The organism is Nostoc sp. DedQUE05 (assembly GCF_034530955.1).
GTDB lineage: Bacteria > Cyanobacteriota > Cyanobacteriia > Cyanobacteriales > Nostocaceae > Nostoc.
The window spans coordinates 110,610-134,756 of record NZ_JAVRCB010000016.1 but is presented as its reverse complement, the minus strand read 5'-3'; the positions used below and the strand labels follow the sequence as shown (position 1 = coordinate 134,756).

Here is a 24,147-nt window from a genome sequence, read left to right as displayed (position 1 = left end):
TATACTTTAAGAAAGTTGATTTGTAAATTCCATCTGCTACATACAATTATTACTACATCAACTCTCTGAGGTAATATGCTTTTAAAACTGCAACAAATTATTGTTAAACCTGGTCAACAAATGTTACTTCAAGATATTAGTTGGCAGCAGTTAGAAGATATTTTAGAAGAAATGGGAGAAAGACGTGCTGCACGTATTTCTTATAGTCATGGTTGGTTAGAAATTATGGTTCCGCTACCAGAACACGAAAAAGATAAAGAACTTATTGGTGATTTAGTCAAAATCTTGTTAGAAATACTACAAATTGATTTTGAACCTTTTGGCTCCACAACACTAAAAAATGAGCGAATGCGCCAAGCAGTAGAACCAGACACCAGTTTTTATATTCAAAATCAAGCTGCTGTAATTGGCAAAAAATGCATAGATTTAAATATAGATCCACCACCAGATTTAGCAATCGAAATTGATATTACTTCTCGGACTCGATTTCAAAATTATGAAATTTTGGGAGTTCCTGAACTTTGGCGACATACACAACAAGGTTTAGAAATTTTATTCCTAAAAGAAGGGAAATATATAAAATCTGAATCTAGTCCTAATTTTCCTGGTATCCCAATTGTTGAATTAGTCAATGAATATGTTCAGCAGTGTTTAACAATTGACAGAAGTCAAGCTATGCGTAATTTTAGAGATTGGGTAAAGAATAATTTATGATAAAAATCTAAGGCTTTCTGAGAAAGGCGATCGCTCATGACTACCGAAAACAATCCAAGAGCTATTCTAGATTGGGAACACCCTACACCGCCGACAGATTTAATTTTTGATGACGGACAACCCTTGGAATCAAATCGCCACCGTATTGCCATGAATGTGTTGATTCGGTCATTGCAGCAAGCTTGGGCTGATCGCAATGATTTCTTCACTGGGGGCAATATGTTTATTTATTACAGCAGCGCCCAAGTACGTAACCAGGATTTCCGTGGCCCCGATTTCTTTGCTGTCTTGAATGTGGATGGAATTAATTCTCGTCAAGGTTGGGTAGTATGGGAAGAAAACGGTCGTTATCCTGATGTGATTGTAGAATTAATGTCACCATCTACAGCCAAAATAGATAAAACTGTTAAGAAAGACCTTTACGAACAAACTTTTCATACTTCAGATTATTTTGTCTATGACCCCTTTGACCCAAATTCTTTGCAGGGGTGGCATTTAGATCATAATCAGCAATATCAATCTTTGACACCGAATGAGCGTGGTTGGCTGTGGTGTCAAAAGTTAGGTTTATGGTTGGGAACCCATGAAGGAACAATAGACAGAGAAACGGCGATATGGTTGCGGTTTTACGATGTAGCTGGCAATTTGGTTTTGTTACCAGACGAAGCTGCTGCTGCACAAGCACAAGCCGCAGTCACGCAGGCGGAAATTGCTGTTGCACAAGCACAAGCCGCAGTTGCACAAGCCGAAACTGCTGGTATACGAGAAGAAGCCGCAGCTGCAAAAGCGGCTCGTTTAGCAGCTAGATTGAGAGAATTGGGTGAAAATCCAGATATTTTGTGAAATGTAAGCGAAAGACTAAATGCGATCGCTATTTTGAAAACTCACAACAAACAAATGCGATCGCCACTTTCAAATATTACAACAAACAAATGCGATCGCTATTTTGAAAAATCACAACAAACAAATGCGATCGCTCTTTCCAAATCTCACAACAAATAAGTGCGTAGTTTACCGCTGTAGGCATCGCTATTTTTAAATGTCAGAATTAGTAAGTGCGATCGCTATGTTAAATACGGGATGCAATCGCTATTAATTGCTACAAGACTAAGGTTTAATCGGCATAAATTGATATTTATCACTGCCAGATATTTGTTGAACTTTAACTAAGAATATTTCATTATTTAAGCGATCGCCTGATGGTAAAAACTGAATCTTTCCCGTTGCACCATCGACTGAAAAACTCGGACTATGCAACTCTTTTTGTAATTCATCGCGTCTGTTAGTTCGTTGTAAACCTGCGATGATCGCCAAGGTTGCATCATAAGCCGTAGCTGTTCGCCAATTGACAGTTGCACCCCAAACTTTTTGGGCTTTTTGCGGAAAGATGTTATTAGGAAAAGCTGTGGGATACCAAGGTGCAGAGATTATCAGTCCGTTGATACCGCTGCCATTCCTTAAGGTTTCGTCAGTGAAAAGTGTAGGACTACCAAATACAGTCAACTGCCCTTGATTAGATTGTACCACCGCTAGACCTTGCTTTATTTTGTCTACATAAAGACCTAACACCAAGGCATTAGCATCGCTACGTACAGCTTGAGAAATGACAGCACTAGGGTTAAAGTCACGAGCAGAAATATCGCATTCTGTAGAATTAATCTGACCGCCAGCAGCTTTTATCGCTTTAACAAACTCATTGTTAAACGACTGATTATCTATCCCTTGGTAATCAACACAGATAAGAAAATTGGTTTTACCCGCTATTTTAATGGCGTAATTAGAGACGCTATCAGCTATGGATTTAACACTAGGAGCAGTACGGAAGATATAATTGCCAACCCTATCAAGGTTTTGGGCATAACTGGTGGGAGAGATCATCACTAACCCGTCTTTTTGATAGACTGGGGCTGCTGAGAGAGAAGCATTACTAGAATTATGTCCCACGACAGCTAAGATGTTGGCATCTTTGCCAAACCGAGTGGCAAGCTGTGCAGATTCACTTGGATCGTTATCATCATTAGCGATCGCTACCTCCAAAACTTTGCCATTGATACCGCCACTGCTATTCACCTCATCTTGAGCTTGGGACACACCGCGCAGTATCTCTTTTGCTACATTTGGATTTGTCCCAATAGGTACGCTCACAGCAATTTTGAGCCGATCTCCTTTCTGACGAGCTTTAGCATTATTCAAGTAAATCAATGTTTCTGGGTCTGTTCTATTAGTAAGATTCGCTTGACGGTATGAATTAAACTTATTAATAGCAGTCTGACAATCACCATTTAAAAATGCTTGAACTCCAGCTTCTTTATCTGGATTTGTATCTTGTTTTAATAAAATTTCTTCACCCAGGCTAATTCTGTCATTCAAACTATAGGTCTCTTTACCACAGGAATTTACTATAGGCGGAACTACAGGTTGAGATGTATGTTTGGTTATCAAAAAGTAGAATACAGTACTGCCAACGCCAATACCTACTCCAATTACTCCGATGACGCTGGCTACTATGTATTGTAGAAAATTGTTATTTTGGGTAGGCCGAGTATTTATCCGAGTCCGGGCATTTGACTGTTTGCGAATTATGATATCTTCTCTTTTTGCTGTATCTTTATTTTTGCCGCCGAGAGTTGTTGAATCTTCTCTCTCACGAATTCGGTCTTCAATTGGTTTTATATCTTCATCCCTAAGTACTAAAAGTTCCTGAAGACGTTTCAACCTAGTACGAGTTCTCTCACTGAGATTAGAATCTGATTCTATCGCCTTGTAGAAAGCCTCTTCATACTTTTCCAATTTTCTTTTATACTCTTGGTAAGGTTTTAAAACCTCTGCTTCAATTGATTTTGTGTCCTCAAGCGTTAGTTCCAGATTCTCCTGTTTCACTTGTAATATAATGCGATCGAGTTCATGAATTTCACCACTGCCTTCCTTTGCCAATTCTTGAACTAGTTTGCGATAAATAAGCTTTGGATCACCTTTTGGTGCTTTAGACAGGTAAATTTTGTAACCTTCTTCCACTGGGTATATTTTCGGTGTCATTGCTGGGGCTTCTTGCTTGACTTTAATACTGGCATATTCATGCAGTTCATCAACAGAAATCCGTCCATCTCCGTCTTTATCGGCTGCTCCTTTTTCAATTCCCTCCACTAGATAGCGTGTGTAAACTGAAAGTTCTAAACCTTCCTGCTCAAATGCATACTGAGTGGATGTGGAAGAAGTCAGAATTGCTCGCCCTTTTCCGCCTAGCTCCTCTTGCAAATTTACCGTGCTGTCGTCTCTTGGAGTCATATCCCGAGCAATTGCACCACTAAAGCAGCAATCCAAAATCACCACCTGTCTCTCAGATTTGCTTTCATTCATATTTTCGTTCAGAACACTAGCTGCTAGTGCTAGGTGCTTAACTAGCCTTCCATTCTCTTTACGAGTATTACAGTTTGATAAGTAAAGCTTGCCGTTTTCATCTTTTATTCCATGACCAGAGAAGTAAAACAGCAACAGGTCTTCTTTTTGGCGATTGGCAAAAAGTCTGTATATCGCATCTTCCACTTCTTGCCGATCAGGATTTTTTAATGCTGTAACATCCGTCTCGGCAAATCCTCCCATTTCTGGGTTTAGTAAAACTCGCTGCATTGCCTCCACATCTTTTGTAGCCGCAAGCAATGAGGTAATATCTGCTCCATACTCGCTTACACCAATTAGCAGCGCTACCTTCGCCATGTTGCTATTCTCCTTTATTTATGGAATTTATCGGCTAGCTACCTGCGATGAACTTTTGCGCTTGTTCAATGGCGGCGTTTAACTCTTCCTGACTGCTAGCTTTCACCTTCAGTTTTTTGCCGTTAGCTTCAACTTCCAATTCAATGGTTTTGTTACCCAAGCGATCGCCCAAAAATCCCAACAATTTCTTAAAATTGGCAAGGCTCACCTCTGTCTGCAACACCCCCACCAGAAACCCGCCAACAGACTTGGCTCCTTCGGGTATTTCTGTAACTGCTACGAGTTCAGCACTTTCAACATCTAAGTCTTTGATTTCTCGCAGCAGATTCCGTGCTTCCCGTTCTTGCTCCTCTGCATCTAAATCTGGATTAGAAAGAGCGATGGTCAGTTTGACATTAGATTCAGAACTCATTTTGTGCCCTTTTAGGTTTTTCAGCAGTTGATGGTCAATAGTATTTCTGTAGTATATCGATTGACATCACTTCTTCTATGTAAATTTCCTGAAACTTTTTCAAGATTTTTCCAAAAACTCATAAATTTCAGGTATAAATCTGGTATAAATACAGAACATCCCTTTTCAATAGCTTCAAAACTTAGAGGCAATCAACAGTATTTCTTTCGATACAGCAATTTGTTTTACCACGCTTGCGATCGCAAAGTAAGTTAGTGAGTTTGTCTTTGCAACTTCTTTAGAAGCGATCGCTAGATCAAACTATTACAGAACAGCGAAAATTCAGCGACCATCTCAAATAACCAGACAAGGGGCTGAAGCCCCTTGTTAAAGGTAGGCAAACTTGCGCCACAGTTGTCAGGTTAACTAAAACAAGTCCAAATCTGTCACAGCACCAATACTGCTAGAAGATACCAATTTGGCATATTTTGCCAACACGCCTTTAGTGTAACGCGGAGCCGGAGGTTGCCAATTGGCACGACGACGGGCCAGTTCTTCTTCAGATATATTCAACTGCAACAAACGAGCGGGTGCATCAATAGTAATACTATCGCCTTCTTCTACAAGCGCGATCGCACCACCAACTGCTGCTTCTGGAGCCACATGACCAACCACCATGCCGTAAGTACCGCCAGAAAAGCGTCCGTCGGTAATTAATCCTACAGCATCACCCAAACCAGCCCCGATAATTGCTGAGGTGGGAGCCAACATTTCACGCATTCCAGGGCCGCCTTTAGGCCCTTCGTAGCGGATGACTAGAATATCACCAGCTTGAATTTTACCCGCCAAAATTGCATCTAAAGAGGCTTCTTCCGACTCAAACACCCGTGCAGGCCCGGTAATTATTGGTTTTTTCACCCCAGTAATTTTGGCAACAGCTCCTTCCGTTGCCAAATTACCTCTGAGGATGGCTAAATGTCCTTGAGGATACATCGGGTTATCCCAAGTCCGAATCACATCTTGATTGACAGATGGTTCTTCTGGGATGTCTGCTAATATCTCTGCAATGGTTTGACCGCTAATGGTGAGACTATCACCGTGTAATAAATCATGCACAAGTAACATCTTCATGACTTGGGGAATACCACCAGCTTTGTGCAAATCTGTAGCGACATATTTACCGCTTGGTTTTAGATCGCACAAAACGGGAACGCGAGCGCGGATAGTTTCAAAGTCGTCTATAGTTAACTCTACATTAGCGGCGCGGGCGATCGCTAAAAAATGCAGCACTGCATTGGTCGAACCACCGACTGCCATAATCACAGAGATAGCATTCTCTATAGATTTGCGAGTGATAATTTGCCGGGGTAAGATTTGTTTGCGAATCGCTTCGACTAACACAAATGCTGATTTTTCGGTGCTGTCGGCTTTTTCGGCATCTTCTGCCGCCATTGTTGAAGAATAGGGTAAACTCATCCCCAGCGCTTCAAATGCTGAAGACATGGTGTTAGCTGTGAACATTCCTCCACAGGAACCAGCACCAGGACAAGCTCGACCTTCAACCTCTAATAATTCCTTTTCGTCAATTTTTCCAGCACTGTATTGACCAACAGCTTCAAAAGAACTGACAACAGTTAAATCGCGTCCATTATAGTGACCGGGTTTAATTGTACCACCGTAAACGAATATTGCAGGGATATTCATCCGAGCGATCGCCAGCATTGCCCCTGGCATATTTTTATCACAACCGCCAATAGCCAGCACACCATCCATACTTTGTCCAGTACAGGCGGTTTCAATGGAATCGGCAATCACTTCCCGCGATACTAAGGAATATTTCATCCCTTCAGTTCCCATCGAAATCCCATCACTAATGGTAATCGTGCCGAACACTTGCGGCATCGCTCCGGCGGTTTTAATCCCAACTTCTGCCCTTTGTGCCAGTTGATTTATCCCCATATTACAGGGAGTGATCGTACTGTAGCCGTTGGCAATGCCCACAATAGCTTTATTGAAATCTTCATCTTTAAAACCAACTGCACGCAGCATAGCTCGATTAGGCGATCGCTGCACTCCTTGCGTTACAACTTGGCTTTTCAAATTCTCCGACATCTTTTTTCCTTCCGTGCCATCATCGCAACTGTTGCGATTGTATTACCTGATGATTTTCTCATGCCTGGGCGGTGCGATCGAATATGAGTAATTCTCTATGTTTCACCGTGTCTTTTGGTCAGCCCTAATTAGAATAAATCTTCATCTAAGCGTTTGTGTTAAATAGGGATGATTCTTATGTGTATAGCATCTAGAGTGCCGGAAATACACGAATTTAAATATGAAAAAAAGTCATTGCCCCAAGGTGAGGCACTGACTTTCCACATTTATAAGCTTAGTATATTGATATTGATTCCGGTGCACAGATGGAGACACTCTAACTTTGCACTAGAGTTCTTCTTCAAAATTATATCTGCCTTGAAAATAGTGACTAGGGATTGAAGACTGGGAAAGAGATATTTTCATTCTCTAATGCCTTCTACCTTCTGCCTCCTGCCTTATTTTCAAGGCAGGAATATTAAATTAAAGAATGAAGTCACTTGACACTACTTGTGGTGCTCCTATAAGCCGAACTTGAAACTCAGCCGAGCGATCCCCATCAGTGCTACCTTCGAGAATACCTCCTGAATAACGGATTTGGCCGGGTGCGGAGAATTGGGCACTCCCAATGAAAGTGAAAGCTTGGTTGCCTCCAATAGTGGAGTTGGCATCAATATTAAATAGATCGATGCGATCGCCTGACAAGGTTCCATTTCCACGAAAGTCAGTGATTATGTCGCGTCCCGAAAGTGGAGTATCAGAAATTGAGTTGTACTTGAAAACATCATTACCCGATCCTCCAGTGAGAATATCTTTTCCACTACCGCCAGCCAGGACATCATCCCCAGTACCGCCATTGAGCGTATCGTTGCCAGCACCACCGTTAAGAATATCGTTGCCAGCGTTACCAAAGAGGCTATCATTGCCACCACCAGCGTTAAGGATACTCTTGCCACTACCACCTACAAGGGTACTGTTGCCACCACTAGCGTTAATGACATCGCTCTGACCATTATTGCTACTGCTACTGCTACTGCTACTGCCACCGCTACTGCTATAACTACTAGAGCTGGCGCTAACACTGCCGCTACCGGAGGAGATTGATATTGAAGTTGCCATTGATGAGTTTCTCCTAAACTTAGAGGAAAAAAAAATTACCTCTTTACTTCTCCATTATAAAACGGCATTGCTGATTAAGAGTATGAATTTGATTTCCTTCAAATGCATAAGCCAAGCAATTTAAAACATGGAATTTGGGAATTCCATACTTTCATTCAGCAATGCCGACAAAACCAGGTCAAAATATCAATAATTGGAGTATATTGTTGAACAAACCTGATTGGAATAGTCCTTTACTATTAAGTTTGAATATTCGAGAGTATTTGAGAATATTTAAGAAGTACTAGATGTATTTAATGATATTTATTTCATATTTGTACCAAATATCATCTGATGCCCTTGTACCTTCTATTTTCAGTTGTTTCAGTTGGAAACTACTCAGGAACAGTAGATTGTTTCTACGTAATTATATAGATTTAATGACATTAGTACTGTATTCATAATAACAATACTATAGTATTACCCTCAGCAGATTTTTTTCTCAAAAAAAATAATAATTAACTTTTTTATTCTCTGTCCAGAATAAAATACAAAACCTTTGTCCAGATAGAGTTGGTTTTGCATATTGATATTTTTTTAGTGGTTTCTGTAGTTATATATAACAAATAATTACCAATAAGTTAAAAGCTTTGTTAGACATATGACACAAAGAAAAGCCTTAAGATTTGTGTAACTTGATAACAAATAATTACCAATAAGTTAAAAGCTTTGTTAGACACATGACACGAAGAAAAGCCTAAAGATTTGTGTAACTTGAATTCGTTCCCAGTCTTAAGACTGGAAATGTATTTCGAGAGGGCTGCTGCCTCTGCTAAAGCCATTGGAGGCAGAGCCTCCCAGGATCGTAATTAGGGTTGTATTTTAACTTAGTGCCATTCCCTTGTTAGACCAGTGCGACGCGAATAGCCCGTCGTAGACATCGCTGCATTCCCTAACGTTACAATTTAGCTATTGTGGCATCATCACAAGTTTTGCGATTGATTGTATTAACAGATTTTCTCATACATACGCAGCATTGGTAATTTTATATTTTTTAGATGTGCTTCTGTTAGGTGCAGTTGATATGAGCAACTTTGTTAGTATTTAACTGTGCTTGATTATAGCGATATCATTGTTGACAGCTTAAAGCCTACTGCATTTTCTCACAGTTGGAGTATGTTTGGCTTTGCACCTAAATTATTCTTCAATATTACTGTTTGCATAAATCATAAATAAGAACCCTACTCCTAAACGCTTGCTCTTAGAAGTAGGGTGTTCAGCGCTTTTGCAAGAGGTATATTAGATTAGAGGATGATGTCGCTTGCCACTAGTGATGGTGCTCCTGTCAGTCCAATCTCAAACTCAGGTGAGAGATCCCCATCAATGTTAGCTTGAAGAGTACCTCCTGAATAACGAACCTGACGGGCTGCTGAGAATGCGGCAGCACCAATGAAACTAAAGGCTTGGTTGCCCGCTACACTGGAGTTAGCGTCAATGGTAGATAGATCGATTTGATCGCCTGCAAAGATACCGTTTCCAACGAAGTCAGCGATAATATCTCGTGACAAACCAGTAGGACTATCTGAAACTGAATTGAAATCGAAAATATCGTTGCCAGCACCGCCAGTAAGAGAATCAGTCCCAGCACCGCCAGTAAGGATATCGCTGCCAGCACCCCCATTTAGGGTATCGTTGCCAGCACCGCCAGTGAGAAGATCGCTGCCAGCATTACCGTTAAGGATATCACTGCCAGCATTACCGTTAAGGGTATCGCTGCCAGCATTACCGTTAAGGATATCGCTGCCAGCATCGCCAGTTAGACTATCGTCGCCTGCATTGCCATTAAGGATATCGCTGCCAGCACCCCCATTTAAGATATCGTTGCCGGCATTGCCATTCAGGATATCGCTGCCAGCATTACCGTTAAGGGCAGGACGAAAGATTAGTGGGGAACCGTTGATGGTATTGTTGTCATTAAAAATGCTACCTTCGATAATTGCCATTAGTAAGTTTCTCCTGAACTTAGAGGGTAAAAAATAACCTCGTCACTTTCCCATCAGAAAACGGTGTTGCTGATTAAGAGGATGAATTTGGTTTCCCTCAAAGGTGTAAAGGAAACAGTTTCAAATATTGAATTTTTAAATTTCACACTTTTATTCAGCAACGCCGAGAAGACAAGGCAAAAAAATAACGAGTGGGTAGAGATAACTGAACCACACCTGATTGGAACAGGTCTTTGGTGTTAAGTTTGAAGATTTGACAAGCACTAGATGTATTGATGATATTGGCATCAAAATTATGCCAAGAGTAATGTCATGTTCTTATATCTTTACTGGTTGCAGTAGTAGGATGGTATGAAACAAGCTGATTTCCTCCTACAAAAGCGCATAACTTTTAGAACGTTTTGATTTTATCCACAATCACAACACTATACTATTACTTTCAAGCCTACTTTTTTCTATCTATAAGAAAGAGTAATTATCCCTTTTTTATTCCTCTCGCTAAAACAAAATCTGAAACCTTTGTTCAGATAGGGTTGGTTTTAATTTTTGAGATTTATTCGGTTATTTATCTAGTTATATATAAGGAAGTAATTGCCAATAACTTAAAAGCCTTGTTAACCAGTGCGATCGCTACATCCCTTGCGTTACAATGTGCCTTCTCAAATTCTCTGACATTTCTTCATTCAGTGGCATCATTGCAACAGTTGCGATTATATTACCTAATTTTCTGATGTAGAGGTGGCGCAATTTAATAATTATAAACTATTAGAAAGGCAAGCTAAACTTATCTCTCTTTGTGACTATTCAATTATCAAAATTCTGCATTCTGCCTTATTTTTAAGGCAGATAATATTAAATTAAAGGATAATGTCGCTTTCCACTAGCTGTGGCGCTCTTGTAAGCCGAATTTCAAACTCAGCCAACAGATCGCCATCAGTACTACCTTGGAGAATACCTCCTGAATAACGGATTTGACCGATTGCAGAGAATGCACGACTCCCGATAAAAGTGAAGGCTTGGTTGCCCTCTTTAGTAGAGTTGGCGTCGATAGTAGATAGATCGATTTGATCCCCTGCAAGGATGCCGTTTCCTACAAAATCAGCGATCGCATCCTGTAACAAACCAGGTTGACTCTCTGAAACGAAGTTGAAATCGAAAACATCGTTACCCAATCCTCCAGTGAGAACATCAGTTCCACTGACACCCGTGAGGATACCACCGTTACCAAAATCACCGCTAATCGTATCATTGCCAGATCCGCCAACTAGGCTATCGTTGCCCAATCCGCCAACCAGGTTATCGTCGCCAGAATCGCCGTTAATCTTATCGTTGCCAGATCCGCCGTTAATCTTATCGTTGCCAGATCCGCCGTCAATCTTATCGTTGCCAGATCCAGTATTAATGATATCGTCGTCAGATCCGCCGTCAATCGTATTTTTACCATCACCAGCGTTAATCGTATCGTTGCCAAATCCGCCAATAATTGTATCGTCACCAGATCCGGTGTTAATGCGATCGTTGCCAGATACACCGCTAATTATATTGTTCCCCGCTCCGGCGTTAATCGTATCGTTGCCAGAACCAGCGTTAATCGTATCGTTGCCAAATCCACCGTCAATCTTATCGTCGCCAGATCCGCCGTCAATCCTATTGTTCCCAGATCCGCCGTTAATCGTGTCGTTGCCAGATCCGCCTTGAATCCTATCGTTGCCAGATCCGGTGTTAATTATATCGTTGTCATATCCACCATCAATCGTATTATTGCCATCAACAGCGTTAATCGTATCGTTGCCAAATCCACCGTTAATCGTGTCGTCGCCAGATCCGGTGTTAATCGTATCGTTGCCAGAAACACCGTTAATTATATTGTTCCCCACTCCGGCGTTAATCGTATCGTTGCCAGAACCAGCGTTAATCGTATCGTTGCCAGAACCAGCGTTAATTGTATCGTCGCCAGATCCGCCGTCAATCCGATCGTTGCCAGATACGCCGTTGATTGTATCGTTGCCAGATCCGCCGTCAATCCGATCGTTGCCATTACCACCTTGAATCTTATCGTCACCGTCAAATCCGCCGTCAATCGTATTGTTGCCAGATCCGCCGTCAATTATATCGTTGCCTCTTCCCCCGTCAATCGTATCGCTGTCAGATCCGCCCAGAAGGCTATCATTACCGTTTCCGCCGTTAATTCTATCGTCGCCAGAACCACCATTAATCGTATCGTTGCCTCTTCCGCCCCTAATTATATCGTTACCGTCAAATCCGTTGATGATATCAGGTAGAACAGAAAAAGAATTACCAAGATTGTCAGGCTGATTAGTACCGTTAATGGTTGGCATAGTGAATTTATCCTGAATTTAGAGGGTAAAAAATTACTTCGTCACTTCCCCAGTGGAGAAATAACGAGTGGGAAGATATAACAAATTAGACCTGTTTTAATTAGGTCTTTGCTGTTAAGTCTAAAGATTTGAGAAACACTGGATCTATTGATGATATTGGCATCAAAATAGATTGTGCCAACAGTCATGTTATGTCCTTGTACCTAATGAATTCACAGTTTCTAGAAGCAATCTGCTAGCAAATAAGCAGATTATCTTCTACGGAATTGCATAGGTTTTAGGACATTTTTACTGTATTCAGAATAATAAAAGTATGATACTACCTCAAGCTTACTTTTTTCTATATTTAAGAAATAATAATTAATGGGACTTGAGATCGCGATACTTTTTTTATAAATAAAAAAGTGGCATTCATTTATAAAGACTGAATGCCACTTTGTATTTCTCAAAATTCCTGATTATGCAGATATTTTATTTATCCAGGTAGAGTTATGCCAGTTACAGCGATCGCACCTGCGATCGCACTGGCGCAAAGAGAAGTAATCGCTGTCCCAAATATCCACCATGCAGCATTGGCAACGGTTTTCTTGGTTTCTTCAGCTTGCTTTTTGGCTTGCTCTTGAATCGCTTTCAGGCGTTTTTGAGTTTCTTTCTGAATGCGTTCGGCTCGTTGTAATACGCCATCCCGCGCCGCTTCTATTTGGTTAATAATGCGGTTAGCATCCGCTTCGGAAATATCTTCACGAGAACTCAATACAGCAACTAAGGTGTCACGATCGAATTCACTGAGGCGATCGCGCAATGCTTCAAATCCGGCTTGGGGATCGTCGAAGACTTTTGCAAAGTCTTGCTTAATGCCTTCATAGTTGAGTTCAGGAAGATTCAGGGAGTTGAGATAGTTGCGAACTTTGGCAAAAACTCCGTCTAGCACTGATTGCACTCTCTGCTGAATCTGTTGGAATTGTTCGACAATCGAGCTGCGAACAGAATCAATTTGATCGACAATTCGGTTAGCTTCCTCTTCTGAGATATCCTCACGTTGGGATAATAGCGCCACAATTGTCGAACGGTCAAATTTCGCGGCGCGATCGCTTAAACTCCCAAGTCCAGCGCGGGGAGAAGACAGCAGCAATTGTAAATCGCGTTTGATTCCTTCGGGGTTGAGTTCATCTTTGTTAGTATTACGCAGATATTCTTCGAGATTGGCTTCAAAATCTAAAGCTTGTTGAGTGGTGCGCTTGGCTAAACGTCGTGGCGCTCTCAGAATATCACCAATGGCATCTTGAGCGCGATCGATAATTTGATTAACTTGCTCTTGGCTCAAGTCGCCGCGTTGACTCACGAGTTTTACCAAGGTTTCTCGATCGACATTAGACAAGCGATCGCGCAGTGCTAAGGCTCCAGCTTGAGGATCGTCGAGTAATTTTTCCAAATCGGCTTTGATACCTTCTGGGTTAAGTTCTTCCAAGTTGGTATTGCGAAGATATTCGGCGATCGCTTTTGTAGTTTTTTCGTACTGTTCTTTCGCTTGTTGCGGTACTTGCAAAATACTGTCTCGGACTGCTTCTAGCTGATCGAGAGTTTGGTTTATCTGTTCTTCGCTCAAATCTTGACGCTGACTGAGCAATTGTACTAAAGTATCGCGGTCAAATTGCGATAGACGCGATCGTAAGAGGCTAATTCCGGCTTGGGGATCGTCTAGTAAAACTCTAAACTCACGTTTGATCGCTTCGGGATTGAGTTCATCTTTATTAGTATTTTGCAGATAGTCTTCAACTCTTTGACGCAGTTCATCGGCTTTTGCTTTTGCTTGCTCTTGCAATTCTCTAGCACGATTCAAGAGATTATCGCGGTTGCGTTCGAGTTGACTAACAATATTATTAGCTTCCTCTTCGTTGATATCTTGACGCTGTTGGAGCAATTGTACAAAAGTATCGCGGTCAAATTGTCCGAAGCGGCTATTTAAATCTTCAAAGCCAGCTTGTGGATCGTCTAGCAAGTTGCCAAAGTCTCGTTCAATACCTTCGGGATTAAGTTCGTCTTTACCCGTAGAACGCAGATAATCTTCGATGCGGCTGCGGAAATCTTGCCCTTTTTCTCTTGTTTGAACCTGTTTGACAGTTTCTAAAACTTCCAGGCGATCGCTTTCCATTTGTTCGGAAATTTCTTTTACCCTAGCTTCGCTAATATCACCGCGCTGCTTTAGTAAGTTGGTGAAATATTCTTGATTGATTTCTTCCAACTCTCGTCTCACAGTTGTTGGATCTGCATTTACGTCATAGATGACTTCTTTAAATTCATCTATTAGGGTAATTCGATTGAAGTGCCAAGGAAACGAATGCAATATGTAGTCTTCTACATCTGCCTTAATTGCATTTTCCAGTGATATGGGTAATTTTGCAGATACTTGCTCAGTTGCTTCCTCTCTAAACTTTTGAAATTGTTCTGTGACTTGCTCGACATCGACATCTTGAACTTTTTCTTTCAGTTTTTGCAACTGAGTTGTAATTTTGTTCACATCGATATTAGAAAGGTTTACCCGTTCCAGAACTGCTGGCGCAGCTGCACTTAAGCCATACGTAATAGCTTGCTTGATTATACCATTGCCATTACCGCCTCCGATTGTAACCAATTCTTGCAGCCGTTCACCTAATCGATCGGAATTAAGTTCTTCAGGTGTAGCAGACTTCAGTAAATTAATTACTTGTTCGGTGGGATTTTTGCGATTTAAAGCTTGTTGCCATGCACCTTCAAATTGATCGGCAATGCTATTGATATCTTCTTGAGATAAATCGCTACGGCTACTGATTAAATCAACAAATGTTTGGCGATTAACGTTTTGCAATAGGTCGCTATTAGCAACAGATTGCAAATCTGTATCTTTAAGAAGTTGATCAAATTGACTCCGAATTTCTTTGATATCCAGCTTTGGCAATTGCAGAGAACTTAAAGAACTTTGGAGAGTATTTTTAATACCTTCAGAATCAAAACCTGAAGTTAATTCCCGCCGGACTACGGCTGTAATATCTTCAGCAGTAGAAACTAACTGTTTTTTTGCAGTATTAGCACCGATGCCAGCAGTTGCCGTGCCCATCAGAGTTTGAAAACCAGAAGTAACAGTATTAGATATAGAACCAATTAAAGAACCTACTGCTGATGAACCCAACCAAATTACTAGTGAAAAATAGGTAGACCAAATGACTACACCAATAATTGCTCCTAAAAATGCGCTTTCGATTAGGCTAAGTTTTACTGCTAAAAAACAAGCAATAAATAATGCAATGCTAACGGTTATTAATGCCCAAGTACCAACTTTAGCTTGACCTTTACGAATTGTCTTACCCAAACTTTCAGACTCATCATCAGAATCTGAGCCTATTTCCCAAGATGAAATTCCGACAGCGACTGAAAAGTTTGTCAATAATAATTGAAAGGCAAATGCCATCAAAACCCCAGCTAGCAGTGCTACCAACAATTTAGGCCCAGAAAAAACAACTGATGCTTCTTCTGGAGTTAGTACTTCCTGAGCTAAAGTTATCGGCGCCGATCCAAAAGATAGCCAATTCCATTTAAAAAAAGTTAGAACACCTTGAAACATCATATTCTCTCACTTTTACTCAATTAAATACCTATTCATAGGCTTATTTATCAGCTTAATTATCATTTATGTAAGCTGGCACTTTCTTTAGTAATAAGTTGGTTAGCCAAAAGTCGTATTTAAAAGAAATAAATATTTATTTTTTGTTTCAAAAAAACTTATAATTTAGTTAACAATTTATGAGTCAATATTAGGCAAAAATAAATCTCATAAAACTGTATCTACTGATATAGAAGGTTATGAGCAGGTGGGTTACACTAGCAAATCTGAGAAAATAATGTATTTTAGTATCAATTTTATTGAAATATTGAAAACCGAGAATAATTGTTATAAAAACTTTAGAAAATAAAATATATTTTTTAGTAGAGATTTAGTTACTAACTTTAGATAAAACTACCTATATCTAATGATAGAGATAAAAATTCTTCCAAGCGATTGATGAAAACTAAATAGAAACATGTATAAATAATGGTTACTACGAGCTATGAATTAGTAAATAATTGATTTTTGTTTGCTGAGGAGAAAGAATAATGGTAGTCGGTGTACATAAACGTGCTGTAGGTGTATTTTCTCATCGTCGAGATGTTGAACACGCCTTACATGAATTAAAAAAAGTTGGCTTTGACATGAACAGAGTTTCTGTCATTACCCAAGATGGTGACAGAGACGATATAGCTGGTGCGGATGTGAGCGATCGCGTTGGCGATCAATCTGACGAAGGTGCTAAAGTCGGAGCAGCTACAGGCGGTGCTTTGGGAGGATTGACTGGCTTATTAGTTGGTCTTGGCACTTTAGCAATCCCTGGAATCGGGCCAATCATGTTGGCTGGAGCCGCAGCAACTACCCTAGCTACAACTCTCGCTGGCGTTGGTATTGGTGCAGTAGCTGGTAGTTTACTTGGTGCATTAATTGGTCTAGGAATTCCTGAAGAACGAGCTAGAGTTTATGACGAACGTGTTAGACGAGGACACTATTTAGTCATTATTGATGGTACAGATTCAGAAATACTTAGAGCAGAATCAATTTTAAATCATCAGGGTGTGGAAGAGTTTGGCATTTACGACCACCCAGATGCGGCAAATCCAGCCACTGGTTATGTGACTCCAGCTGCGACTGCGGGTTATAGTGGTGTTTCCAAACGTGCGATCGGGGTATTTTCTCATCGTCGAGATGCAGAAGCAGCAATTACAGAATTACGAGATGCAGGTTTTTCCTTGAATCAAGTCTCCATCATTGCCAAAAATACAGACGGTCATGGGATCGGTGGTGTAGATGTAGACAGAAACGTTGGTACTGGTAATAAAGCAGACGATGGCGCAAAAACTGGAGCAGCTACAGGCGGTGTTCTGGGTGGCTTAACCGGCTTATTAGTTGGACTTGGAACTTTAGCAATTCCTGGAATCGGGCCTGTAATTGCTGGTGGCGCAGTTGCAACAGCTTTGGCGACAACATTAGCTGGTGGTGCGATCGGTGCAGCAGCCGGTAGTATTGTAGGCGCACTTGTTGGCTTGGGAATTCCTGAAGACAGGGCGCGAGTTTATGGCGATCGCTTTCAAAGAGGCGACTATTTAGTAATTCTCGATGGTACAGAAGCTGAAATCCACCAAGCTGAAGCGATTCTCAAACATCGAGGTATTGAAGAATTTGCAATCTATGATGCTACTGAGATTAGTGAATATCGCCCAGGTTCCGACCGAGTAACGCATAATGACGCAGCAGTAGTCGATCCGATTCGCCCCAATTACTCAACAGAGCCTCATAGAAACGATCCTGCTGTAGTTATTGTCGATCGTCGTGATGAAGTACTTTAACCTAAAGTAGTTTTCACTCACACTAATTAGACAAAATTGCAGGAGCAATAATTTGAAAACTTTGCTCCTGACTAAAAAAACTTGCTCCTCATCTTTGCCGTAAAGATCAATAGATTTCATTTTCGGATTCAGAATTAAACCAATGAAAAAGCTAACCCCTTTCGTAATTAGTTGCCTTTTAGTGTTTGGTGTTGCTGCTTGTGATAACGCTTCTAAAACAAGTGAATCTGCACCCAACAATCCTAATGAGGCTCCCCAAACACCAACTGCGAAAACAACAGAAGCTTCTCAAAAAGATGCACAAAGTGAAGTTCGTAGAAGACAACTCAATGAGGATATTCGCGCTCGCGAACAGCGCAATAATACTACTGGTGGCGATACAAAAAGAGCTAAAGCTGACTTAGAAAGTGAAGTTCGCTCCAAATTAGAGGCTAATATCCCCAAGAGTCAACTAACAGTTAATGCCGCAGATGGTGGTGTTGTGACTGTGGCTGGAACTGTCACTAATCAGCAAGAATTGGCTAAAATTGAAAAATTAGCTAAGGAAATTAAAGGTGTGAATAGTGTAGTTGTGAAAGCAACTGTTGCCAAAGTAACTAACTAAGGCAACTAACTAATAAACCCAAGCGAGCAGGTAAGGATAAACCGATTTAACTGCTCCTGCTAAACCTGAGTGGTCAGTAATAAGCTTAACTGACCACTAATAATTGATAACTGACAACCTTAATAACTATATTTCTTGATGCTCACAGTTATACAAAGTCTTGTAGTTACCAAACATAAAAACTATGGAAACCGAACAACAGCAACGTGAATCGATCAATGCTTCCTTATCACAAGGTACGCTAGCACTTGAAGGTACTGATACTGCAAACTTGCCAAAGTTACCCCCAGCATCCGAACCTGAATCTCAATGGCAGCAAATTAGCAGACAAATTTCTCAATTTTTAGAGCAACTGCCCCAATACTTAAGTGACTTTTTTCGAGACTATAAGCAGCCTCTAATAAGCGTTGCTTTAATTTTGGCAGCGATTATTACAGCTAGAGTAGTACTGACGGTACTAGCTGCAATCAATGATATTCCCCTACTATCACCACTTTTTGAGTTAGTTGGAATTAGTTACACCAGTTGGTTTGTTTTCCGTTATCTACTGAAGGCTTCAACTCGCCAAGAATTAGCCGATGAAATTCAATCACTGAAAAACCAATTCGTGGGCGAGTAAATTTTTTGTCTATTAAACAAGAGTTTACACGGGCAAATAGAATTTGCAGCTACGCAAACTCTCGTCCGGTTCTGCCGACTTGGGTAAAGCCTTGTATAGTTGCATTTTCTAATTGCCCTTTTTATGTTAAGTTGGCTTCAACTAAAACTCTTGTTCTACCAAGAAATATTAATTCACAGTATTTAACCGGACTCAAGCTTAGTGTTTTAGATACATCAAAAGATAGAGAATATAACATTATTTTTAAATTTAAGTCACTTCTCCAGATAGTAGCTTGGAGATGAGAAACAGCCTAATCTAGTTTCTGAAGTTATTTAATAGATTCTTTAACGAGGACATAAATTATGGCTAATGAAGCAGTTAAGAGAGATACAGATTCATCTGATAGAGCGGAAGTCAATAATTACGATCGCGGCATTATCCCTGCTGAAACCGCCGCTAGAATGGAAAGAGAAGGAGATAAGTTCAAAAAAACTCCCACGGAAGAACGGGAAGCAGAAGCACCTACTGACGATCAAACCGATTCCGAAAGTATACGTACCACTGACGGCTATACCATAGATAATGAAGGTTTGTCTAATAACTATGCAATTGAACCGGAAATGTATTACGAAGAACCGGGTGATGCACGCCAGCAAGCCGCAGAAGAGAAGCAACAGCGGATCGAAGAACTTGGAGAAGTTAATCAGGATGAGGAAGGCAAGTTGACAGATAAGGGTGACAGCCGCGGTAGAGGCCCAGGAATAATTTAATTAACAACTCTTTTGCTGGGTGCAATTACACGTAAGAAGGCTAAATAGGTGTTTTCTAGAGACGCAATAATTGCGTCTCTAATTTTTTTTAGATTGTGTGTGGTTCGATAATCAACGGCTCAAGTTCGCGATTATGCCATTGCTGCTGATACCATTCGGCAACCAAAGGACGGACAATAAACTTGGGCTGTTTATCGCCTTTAACATCAATACGTAAACCTGAATAAGGTCGTCGCTTCTGAGAACCTTGACCGTTGCGACCGATGAAGAGATGCGATCGCGCCACTAATCTATTCTCCTCCATCAAATCTGCTCCCTCAATTCGCTGGCGTCGCAAACTAAACCCGCTACCGCCACAAACAATCCAGTGGATATGAGAATCAGCGTGTCCCGTATCCATTGTTTCTAGGTGTTCTAGGCAGTGTGCGTGACCATTTATTACTAAATCTACCAAAGGACGACCCTGATTTAAAGAACCGATTTCTTTAGCTACCGCATCCAGTACCCCACGCAGGCGATCGCGAACAATTAGAGTTTGTGCTTGTTGCCACTTCGTCGCCTCAGTTACATAAGGAGGATGATGGAAATAAATTATCCTTCCTCGAACTTCAGAATTATTCCAAGATTCAATTAATCTTTGCTTGAGCCAATCCAGTTGTTCAGTGTCAGTCAGCGTTGTTTTATTAGTGGCTAGTTGCTTATCGATATCAACAATAATTTCTTCAATTTGTGACATCTTGGCATGGAAGTCGTCTAATTGATCGGCTTCACTGGGGTCTTCCGGTCGAAGTTTGGCTGAGGTTTCAATAATTTGCAGTTTTTCTTGCTCTAAATCTTCGCGACGTTTTTCTAGGAGTTTGCGATCGGCGTTACCTTTTTTTGTTTTCGGTAGCGGTGGTGGATCGTTAAAGGTATTAGAATCCAAAGCAAAGAAATCAATACCGCCGTAACGAAATGTGTAATAGCGATTAGGAAGGCGGGTAAATTCCCCAGGTTGATAGGAAAGACAACGACCTGTATCTGTCTTGGCTGTGTAATACCGATCTAAGTGGCTGGCTAACTCTCCTGGAAGCTGAAACGCCTTTAGATAGTCAAGAAATGCCTTTGCGTAAGCGTCACCGCATCTTGAGCCATGTAAACCCACATCTAGGTCTAACCGCGATCGCAACAGCTGGCGAATGGGTAATGTTGTTAGGGATGCCAAGCTCAATAAAATCGGCAAGTTATAGTAATCGTGATTTCCCGGCACTGGTAAAATGGGCAGCTTAAAAACCATCTGGTCGTAAGCAATCCGTTTGCGATGCTCTATGCCGGAGATAAACTCTCGGTAAGGCTGGATGAAGTTTTGCTGGTAGTATTCACTCGATCCCACTAAATAAATCACATCTCCCGTATGCAGCATAAAACGGGATTCGTTGTGATGGGGCAGCATAAGTTCAGCTACTTGTCGTTGGGGATTGTGTCCCCGATGCCTGCCGGAACCACTATCACCGACAACTAAAAATGAGAACTCAGAATTGTCTGTTTGACCATCTTCCAAAACCAGCCGAGTTTGGTCAATATCCCGTTCCACAATTAACGGATCTTGCCATCGTACCCGCTGATTCATTTTCCGAATTTTATTAGCGATCGTTGGATCGGATACAAGTTTCAATGCAACCTACTCCTGAGTTTTCAATTGAAGGGGAGCAGGGAGAAATCAATTCAAAATTCAAAATTCAAAATTCAAAATTGAAGATTCAATCCCCATGCCCCATACCCTCATTCTTCTGCTGTATCTTTCATCTCAATAATCAGATTAGGGAGTCCCTCTAGTTTTTCGGTCGGCTCAACTTCTTCTACTAATGGCACGAAAATTCTTAAGCCTGCTGGTACACACTTAATTTCTACAGGTGTTGTGCCTACTATTTCACCATCTAGAACAACTTTTTGTGGTGGCTCTGTAGTAATTTTAAATTGTTTGGCTCGCAGGAAACCTATATCATCTCGTTCAACGGCGTTACCTGTGGAAGCCGTTTGAAATAGATGAAACGTGGCAGCGATCGCTCCTGCTTTGTTAGTTGGAGCTACAATTGTTAAATCTAGTAACCCATCATCATAAACCAGACCTGCTGGGCCTTGAGCCAAAACTGAAGTGGGAGGCGCGGCATTTGCTACTGTTACTGCACTGGCACTAGTTTTAATTATCCTATCTTCAGTTTCAATTTCAACATCAAAGTTTTTTAAATTTCTTAATTGCTGGATTCCTGCCAAAACGTAGGCCATCATCCCAAAGCGATTTTTGGCGTCTCGATCTGCCAATTCTACAGTTTCAGCTTCAAAGCCAATACCTGCCAAGAGTACCATTGGGCGATCGTTGCAATAGGCTACGTCTACATGGGTGGTTGCTCCCTGCAAAATTGTCTGACACGCACCTGCGATCGTGTCAGGAATTCCTAAAGCTGTGGCAAAAGCGTTGGCTGTTCCTCTGGAAATGATCCCAAAGGGGATATCAGTTCCCACTACCGCCGCCGCCGCTATTGAGAGAGTACCATCTCCCCCGGAAGCAATGATTGCATCTACTCCTCGCTCTACAGCTTGAGATGCCAGTTGGTCAGCATCGATTTCTTCAGTTGTAAAATAAATATCTAGATCGATCTCTGGCTCTAATATTGCCCGAATTTCTGCTAGCTCTGTATCTGGGTCGCCTTGACCCGCAACAGGATTGAAGATTAAACAGGCGGAACGATTCATAAGGTATAATAACTAAGCTTGGATAACTAATGAAGATAACAAATTATTCTTAGCATTCCTGTAAATTTTCAACTTCCTTTTTCGGGCTGAGTTTTTTAGAGATATTGACCAAGTTCAGCGCGATGTGCGATCGCATCATACCACCAAGAAAAGGCAAGAACCTTTAATCGTTATTAAAACCTTCCCAAATAACCCTATTTTCAGCCGCCTTTTTCAACAGACTTACTCAACTGGAAAGGTATTTGGTTAGTCGGTAGAAAAATTTAAAGCCATCATCAGAATTGTATATAGACAGGTTTTAGGAAATTCCTATATTATGGGAAGTGAGCAAATTACTGTTCTTGAGTCGTAGTTTCAGCAAAGTGAAATTAGCGATCGCAAGTTTATCTGTTTAGTAGCGAAGGGCAATTGAATTAAACTTTAGGCATCTCTTCAGTTGCACTCTCATCAATGCGTAAATTTAGCTACTATCTCCATTAATCAGACAAGTTGCTTGAGCAACTTATTAAAGGTAGACAAAATTCCACTACAGCCTACTAGTACAATGTCTAAGTTAATCTTGAGGGTTTGTAGTAAGCACTTTAGTGCTTAGAAAATAAGGACTGAAGTCCTTACTACGAACTTAAACTTGGCATACTAGTAATCAATTTTACGGCAATTACAACTCAAAGGGCTAATAACTGGGGATAAGGGAGACAAGAGCAAAATTAAATGCCTTTCAGCAATGCTGAGTTGGGAATCTTCAGAACTCGGTACTGACTCAACGCCTCGCTAGCAGAAATGTTTTGGCTCATACATAATTCCCAATCCCTGCAAATTTATAGCTCTAATATGTCTATTCCTTTGTTAAGCTATTTCCCCTCATCTCGAAATCATCGTGTATCTGGATATGAGATTCTTAGCGACGAGCAACCTAAAATTTATACAACCGAATATCTGCAATCATCACTAGAAATGGATGCCTTGATTAAAGCAGCCTATCGCCAGATTTTCCACGAACAACAGATGCTTGATAGTAACCGCCAAATCTGTCTAGAATCCCAACTGAGAACTGGTCAAATTACAACTAGGGATTTCATTCGAGGGTTAGCAATATCCGATCCATTTCGGCGACTCAATTACGAAAGCAACAACAATTACCGCTTTGTGCAGATATGCATACAGCGCTTATTGGGTCGTGAGGTTTACAATGAAGGCGAAAAACTAGCCTGGTCGATTGTGCTAGCTAGTAAAGGACTGCACAGGTTTATCGACGATTTGGTGGATAGTGAGGAGTATATGAGTAACTTTGGTTACAATACAGTCCCCTATCAACGGCGACGGATTTTACAAGGACGCTCTTTAGGAGAATTACCATTTGCCAGAATAGCTCGTTATGGCGAAGATTATCGCGATAAATTACCGCTTACCTTGACGAAAAAGCAGGTTGAGCCTCTTAATTTACAAACCTTCTTACGCAGTTCTGACAGAGATGTGGTGTTATTGCTATTAGCTTCGACACTGGCACTGATTGTCTTGTTTAGTTTGCTGACTGCATATGGTTATTTCCCAAAATTTGGTGGGTACTAGCTGAAACTTGAGATGTAGCGATCGCCATTGTGAGCGATCGCTACATTCAACAGTCAAAACTTTACAAACAGCTACAAACACTCAACGCTGAACTAGAACACTGCCTTCAAC

General features: G+C 41.0%; 17 protein-coding genes. 8 read left to right on the top strand and 9 right to left on the bottom strand.

Features of this window, described 5'->3' with window-relative positions:
• Nucleotides 1-75 precede the first annotated feature (75 nt).
• Genes RMZ42_RS14525 through RMZ42_RS14515 form a run of 3 tightly spaced genes read left to right on the top strand, consistent with a single transcriptional unit; the run spans nucleotide 76 to nucleotide 1,716 of the window.
• Nucleotides 76-714 carry a Uma2 family endonuclease gene (locus RMZ42_RS14525; protein WP_322672044.1) on the top strand — a complete coding sequence of 213 codons (639 nt, stop codon included), beginning with the start codon at nucleotides 76-78 and terminating at the stop codon, nucleotides 712-714.
• Nucleotides 715-750: 36 nt separating this feature from the next.
• Nucleotides 751-1,557 (top strand): Uma2 family endonuclease, encoded by an 807-nt coding sequence (locus tag RMZ42_RS14520; RefSeq protein ID WP_322672043.1) that lies wholly within the window; start codon nucleotides 751-753, stop codon nucleotides 1,555-1,557.
• 33 nt (nucleotides 1,558-1,590) lie between these two features.
• On the top strand, nucleotides 1,591-1,716 hold the full coding sequence (locus RMZ42_RS14515) for a hypothetical protein (protein WP_322672042.1): 126 nt from the start codon (nucleotides 1,591-1,593) through the stop codon (nucleotides 1,714-1,716).
• A gap of 105 nt (nucleotides 1,717-1,821) precedes the next feature.
• Here the strand turns inward: RMZ42_RS14515 and RMZ42_RS14510 are convergent, their stop codons facing one another.
• From RMZ42_RS14510 to RMZ42_RS14480, 7 genes are all read right to left on the bottom strand, one after another.
• A complete protein-coding gene (locus tag RMZ42_RS14510; RefSeq protein ID WP_322672041.1) occupies nucleotides 1,822-4,428 on the bottom strand; it encodes a caspase, EACC1-associated type in 2,607 nt (868 codons plus the stop codon).
• Between the two features lie 34 nt (nucleotides 4,429-4,462).
• Entirely contained in the window at nucleotides 4,463-4,840 is a 378-nt protein-coding gene (locus tag RMZ42_RS14505) for a hypothetical protein (protein ID WP_322672040.1), read from the bottom strand.
• A gap of 405 nt (nucleotides 4,841-5,245) precedes the next feature.
• Nucleotides 5,246-6,931: a dihydroxy-acid dehydratase gene (gene ilvD, locus RMZ42_RS14500; protein ID WP_322672039.1), complete on the bottom strand. Its 1,686-nt coding sequence runs from the start codon at nucleotides 6,929-6,931 to the stop codon at nucleotides 5,246-5,248.
• Between the two features lie 462 nt (nucleotides 6,932-7,393).
• Entirely contained in the window at nucleotides 7,394-8,029 is a 636-nt protein-coding gene (locus RMZ42_RS14495; protein WP_322672038.1) for a M10 family metallopeptidase C-terminal domain-containing protein, read from the bottom strand.
• 1,283 nt (nucleotides 8,030-9,312) lie between these two features.
• Nucleotides 9,313-10,011, bottom strand: a complete 699-nt coding sequence (locus RMZ42_RS14490) for a calcium-binding protein (protein ID WP_322672037.1) — start codon at nucleotides 10,009-10,011, stop codon at nucleotides 9,313-9,315.
• 857 nt (nucleotides 10,012-10,868) lie between these two features.
• Nucleotides 10,869-12,350 (bottom strand): calcium-binding protein, encoded by a 1,482-nt coding sequence (locus tag RMZ42_RS14485; RefSeq protein WP_322672036.1) that lies wholly within the window; start codon nucleotides 12,348-12,350, stop codon nucleotides 10,869-10,871.
• A 475-nt stretch (nucleotides 12,351-12,825) separates the two neighbouring features.
• Nucleotides 12,826-15,948, bottom strand: a complete 3,123-nt coding sequence (locus RMZ42_RS14480) for an MFS transporter (protein WP_409882172.1) — start codon at nucleotides 15,946-15,948, stop codon at nucleotides 12,826-12,828.
• A gap of 530 nt (nucleotides 15,949-16,478) precedes the next feature.
• Here RMZ42_RS14480 and RMZ42_RS14475 point away from each other — a divergent pair.
• From RMZ42_RS14475 to RMZ42_RS14460, 4 genes are all read left to right on the top strand, one after another.
• Nucleotides 16,479-17,759 (top strand): general stress protein, encoded by a 1,281-nt coding sequence (locus tag RMZ42_RS14475; protein WP_322672034.1) that lies wholly within the window; start codon nucleotides 16,479-16,481, stop codon nucleotides 17,757-17,759.
• Nucleotides 17,760-17,901: 142 nt separating this feature from the next.
• A complete protein-coding gene (locus tag RMZ42_RS14470; RefSeq protein ID WP_292741746.1) occupies nucleotides 17,902-18,363 on the top strand; it encodes a BON domain-containing protein in 462 nt (153 codons plus the stop codon).
• A gap of 184 nt (nucleotides 18,364-18,547) precedes the next feature.
• Nucleotides 18,548-18,982 (top strand): CAAD domain-containing protein, encoded by a 435-nt coding sequence (locus RMZ42_RS14465; protein ID WP_322672033.1) that lies wholly within the window; start codon nucleotides 18,548-18,550, stop codon nucleotides 18,980-18,982.
• A 344-nt stretch (nucleotides 18,983-19,326) separates the two neighbouring features.
• A complete protein-coding gene (locus tag RMZ42_RS14460) occupies nucleotides 19,327-19,734 on the top strand; it encodes a hypothetical protein (RefSeq protein ID WP_322672032.1) in 408 nt (135 codons plus the stop codon).
• Between the two features lie 88 nt (nucleotides 19,735-19,822).
• Here the strand turns inward: RMZ42_RS14460 and RMZ42_RS14455 are convergent, their stop codons facing one another.
• Together RMZ42_RS14455 and RMZ42_RS14450 are read right to left on the bottom strand one after the other, a co-directional pair.
• Nucleotides 19,823-21,388: a metallophosphoesterase gene (locus RMZ42_RS14455; RefSeq protein ID WP_322672031.1), complete on the bottom strand. Its 1,566-nt coding sequence runs from the start codon at nucleotides 21,386-21,388 to the stop codon at nucleotides 19,823-19,825.
• A 107-nt stretch (nucleotides 21,389-21,495) separates the two neighbouring features.
• A complete protein-coding gene (locus tag RMZ42_RS14450) occupies nucleotides 21,496-22,467 on the bottom strand; it encodes a YegS/Rv2252/BmrU family lipid kinase (protein ID WP_322672030.1) in 972 nt (323 codons plus the stop codon).
• 831 nt (nucleotides 22,468-23,298) lie between these two features.
• Here RMZ42_RS14450 and RMZ42_RS14445 point away from each other — a divergent pair.
• Nucleotides 23,299-24,036, top strand: coding sequence for a phycobilisome rod-core linker polypeptide (locus tag RMZ42_RS14445; protein WP_322672070.1), 738 nt, complete (start codon nucleotides 23,299-23,301; stop codon nucleotides 24,034-24,036).
• Nucleotides 24,037-24,147: the final 111 nt, after the last annotated feature.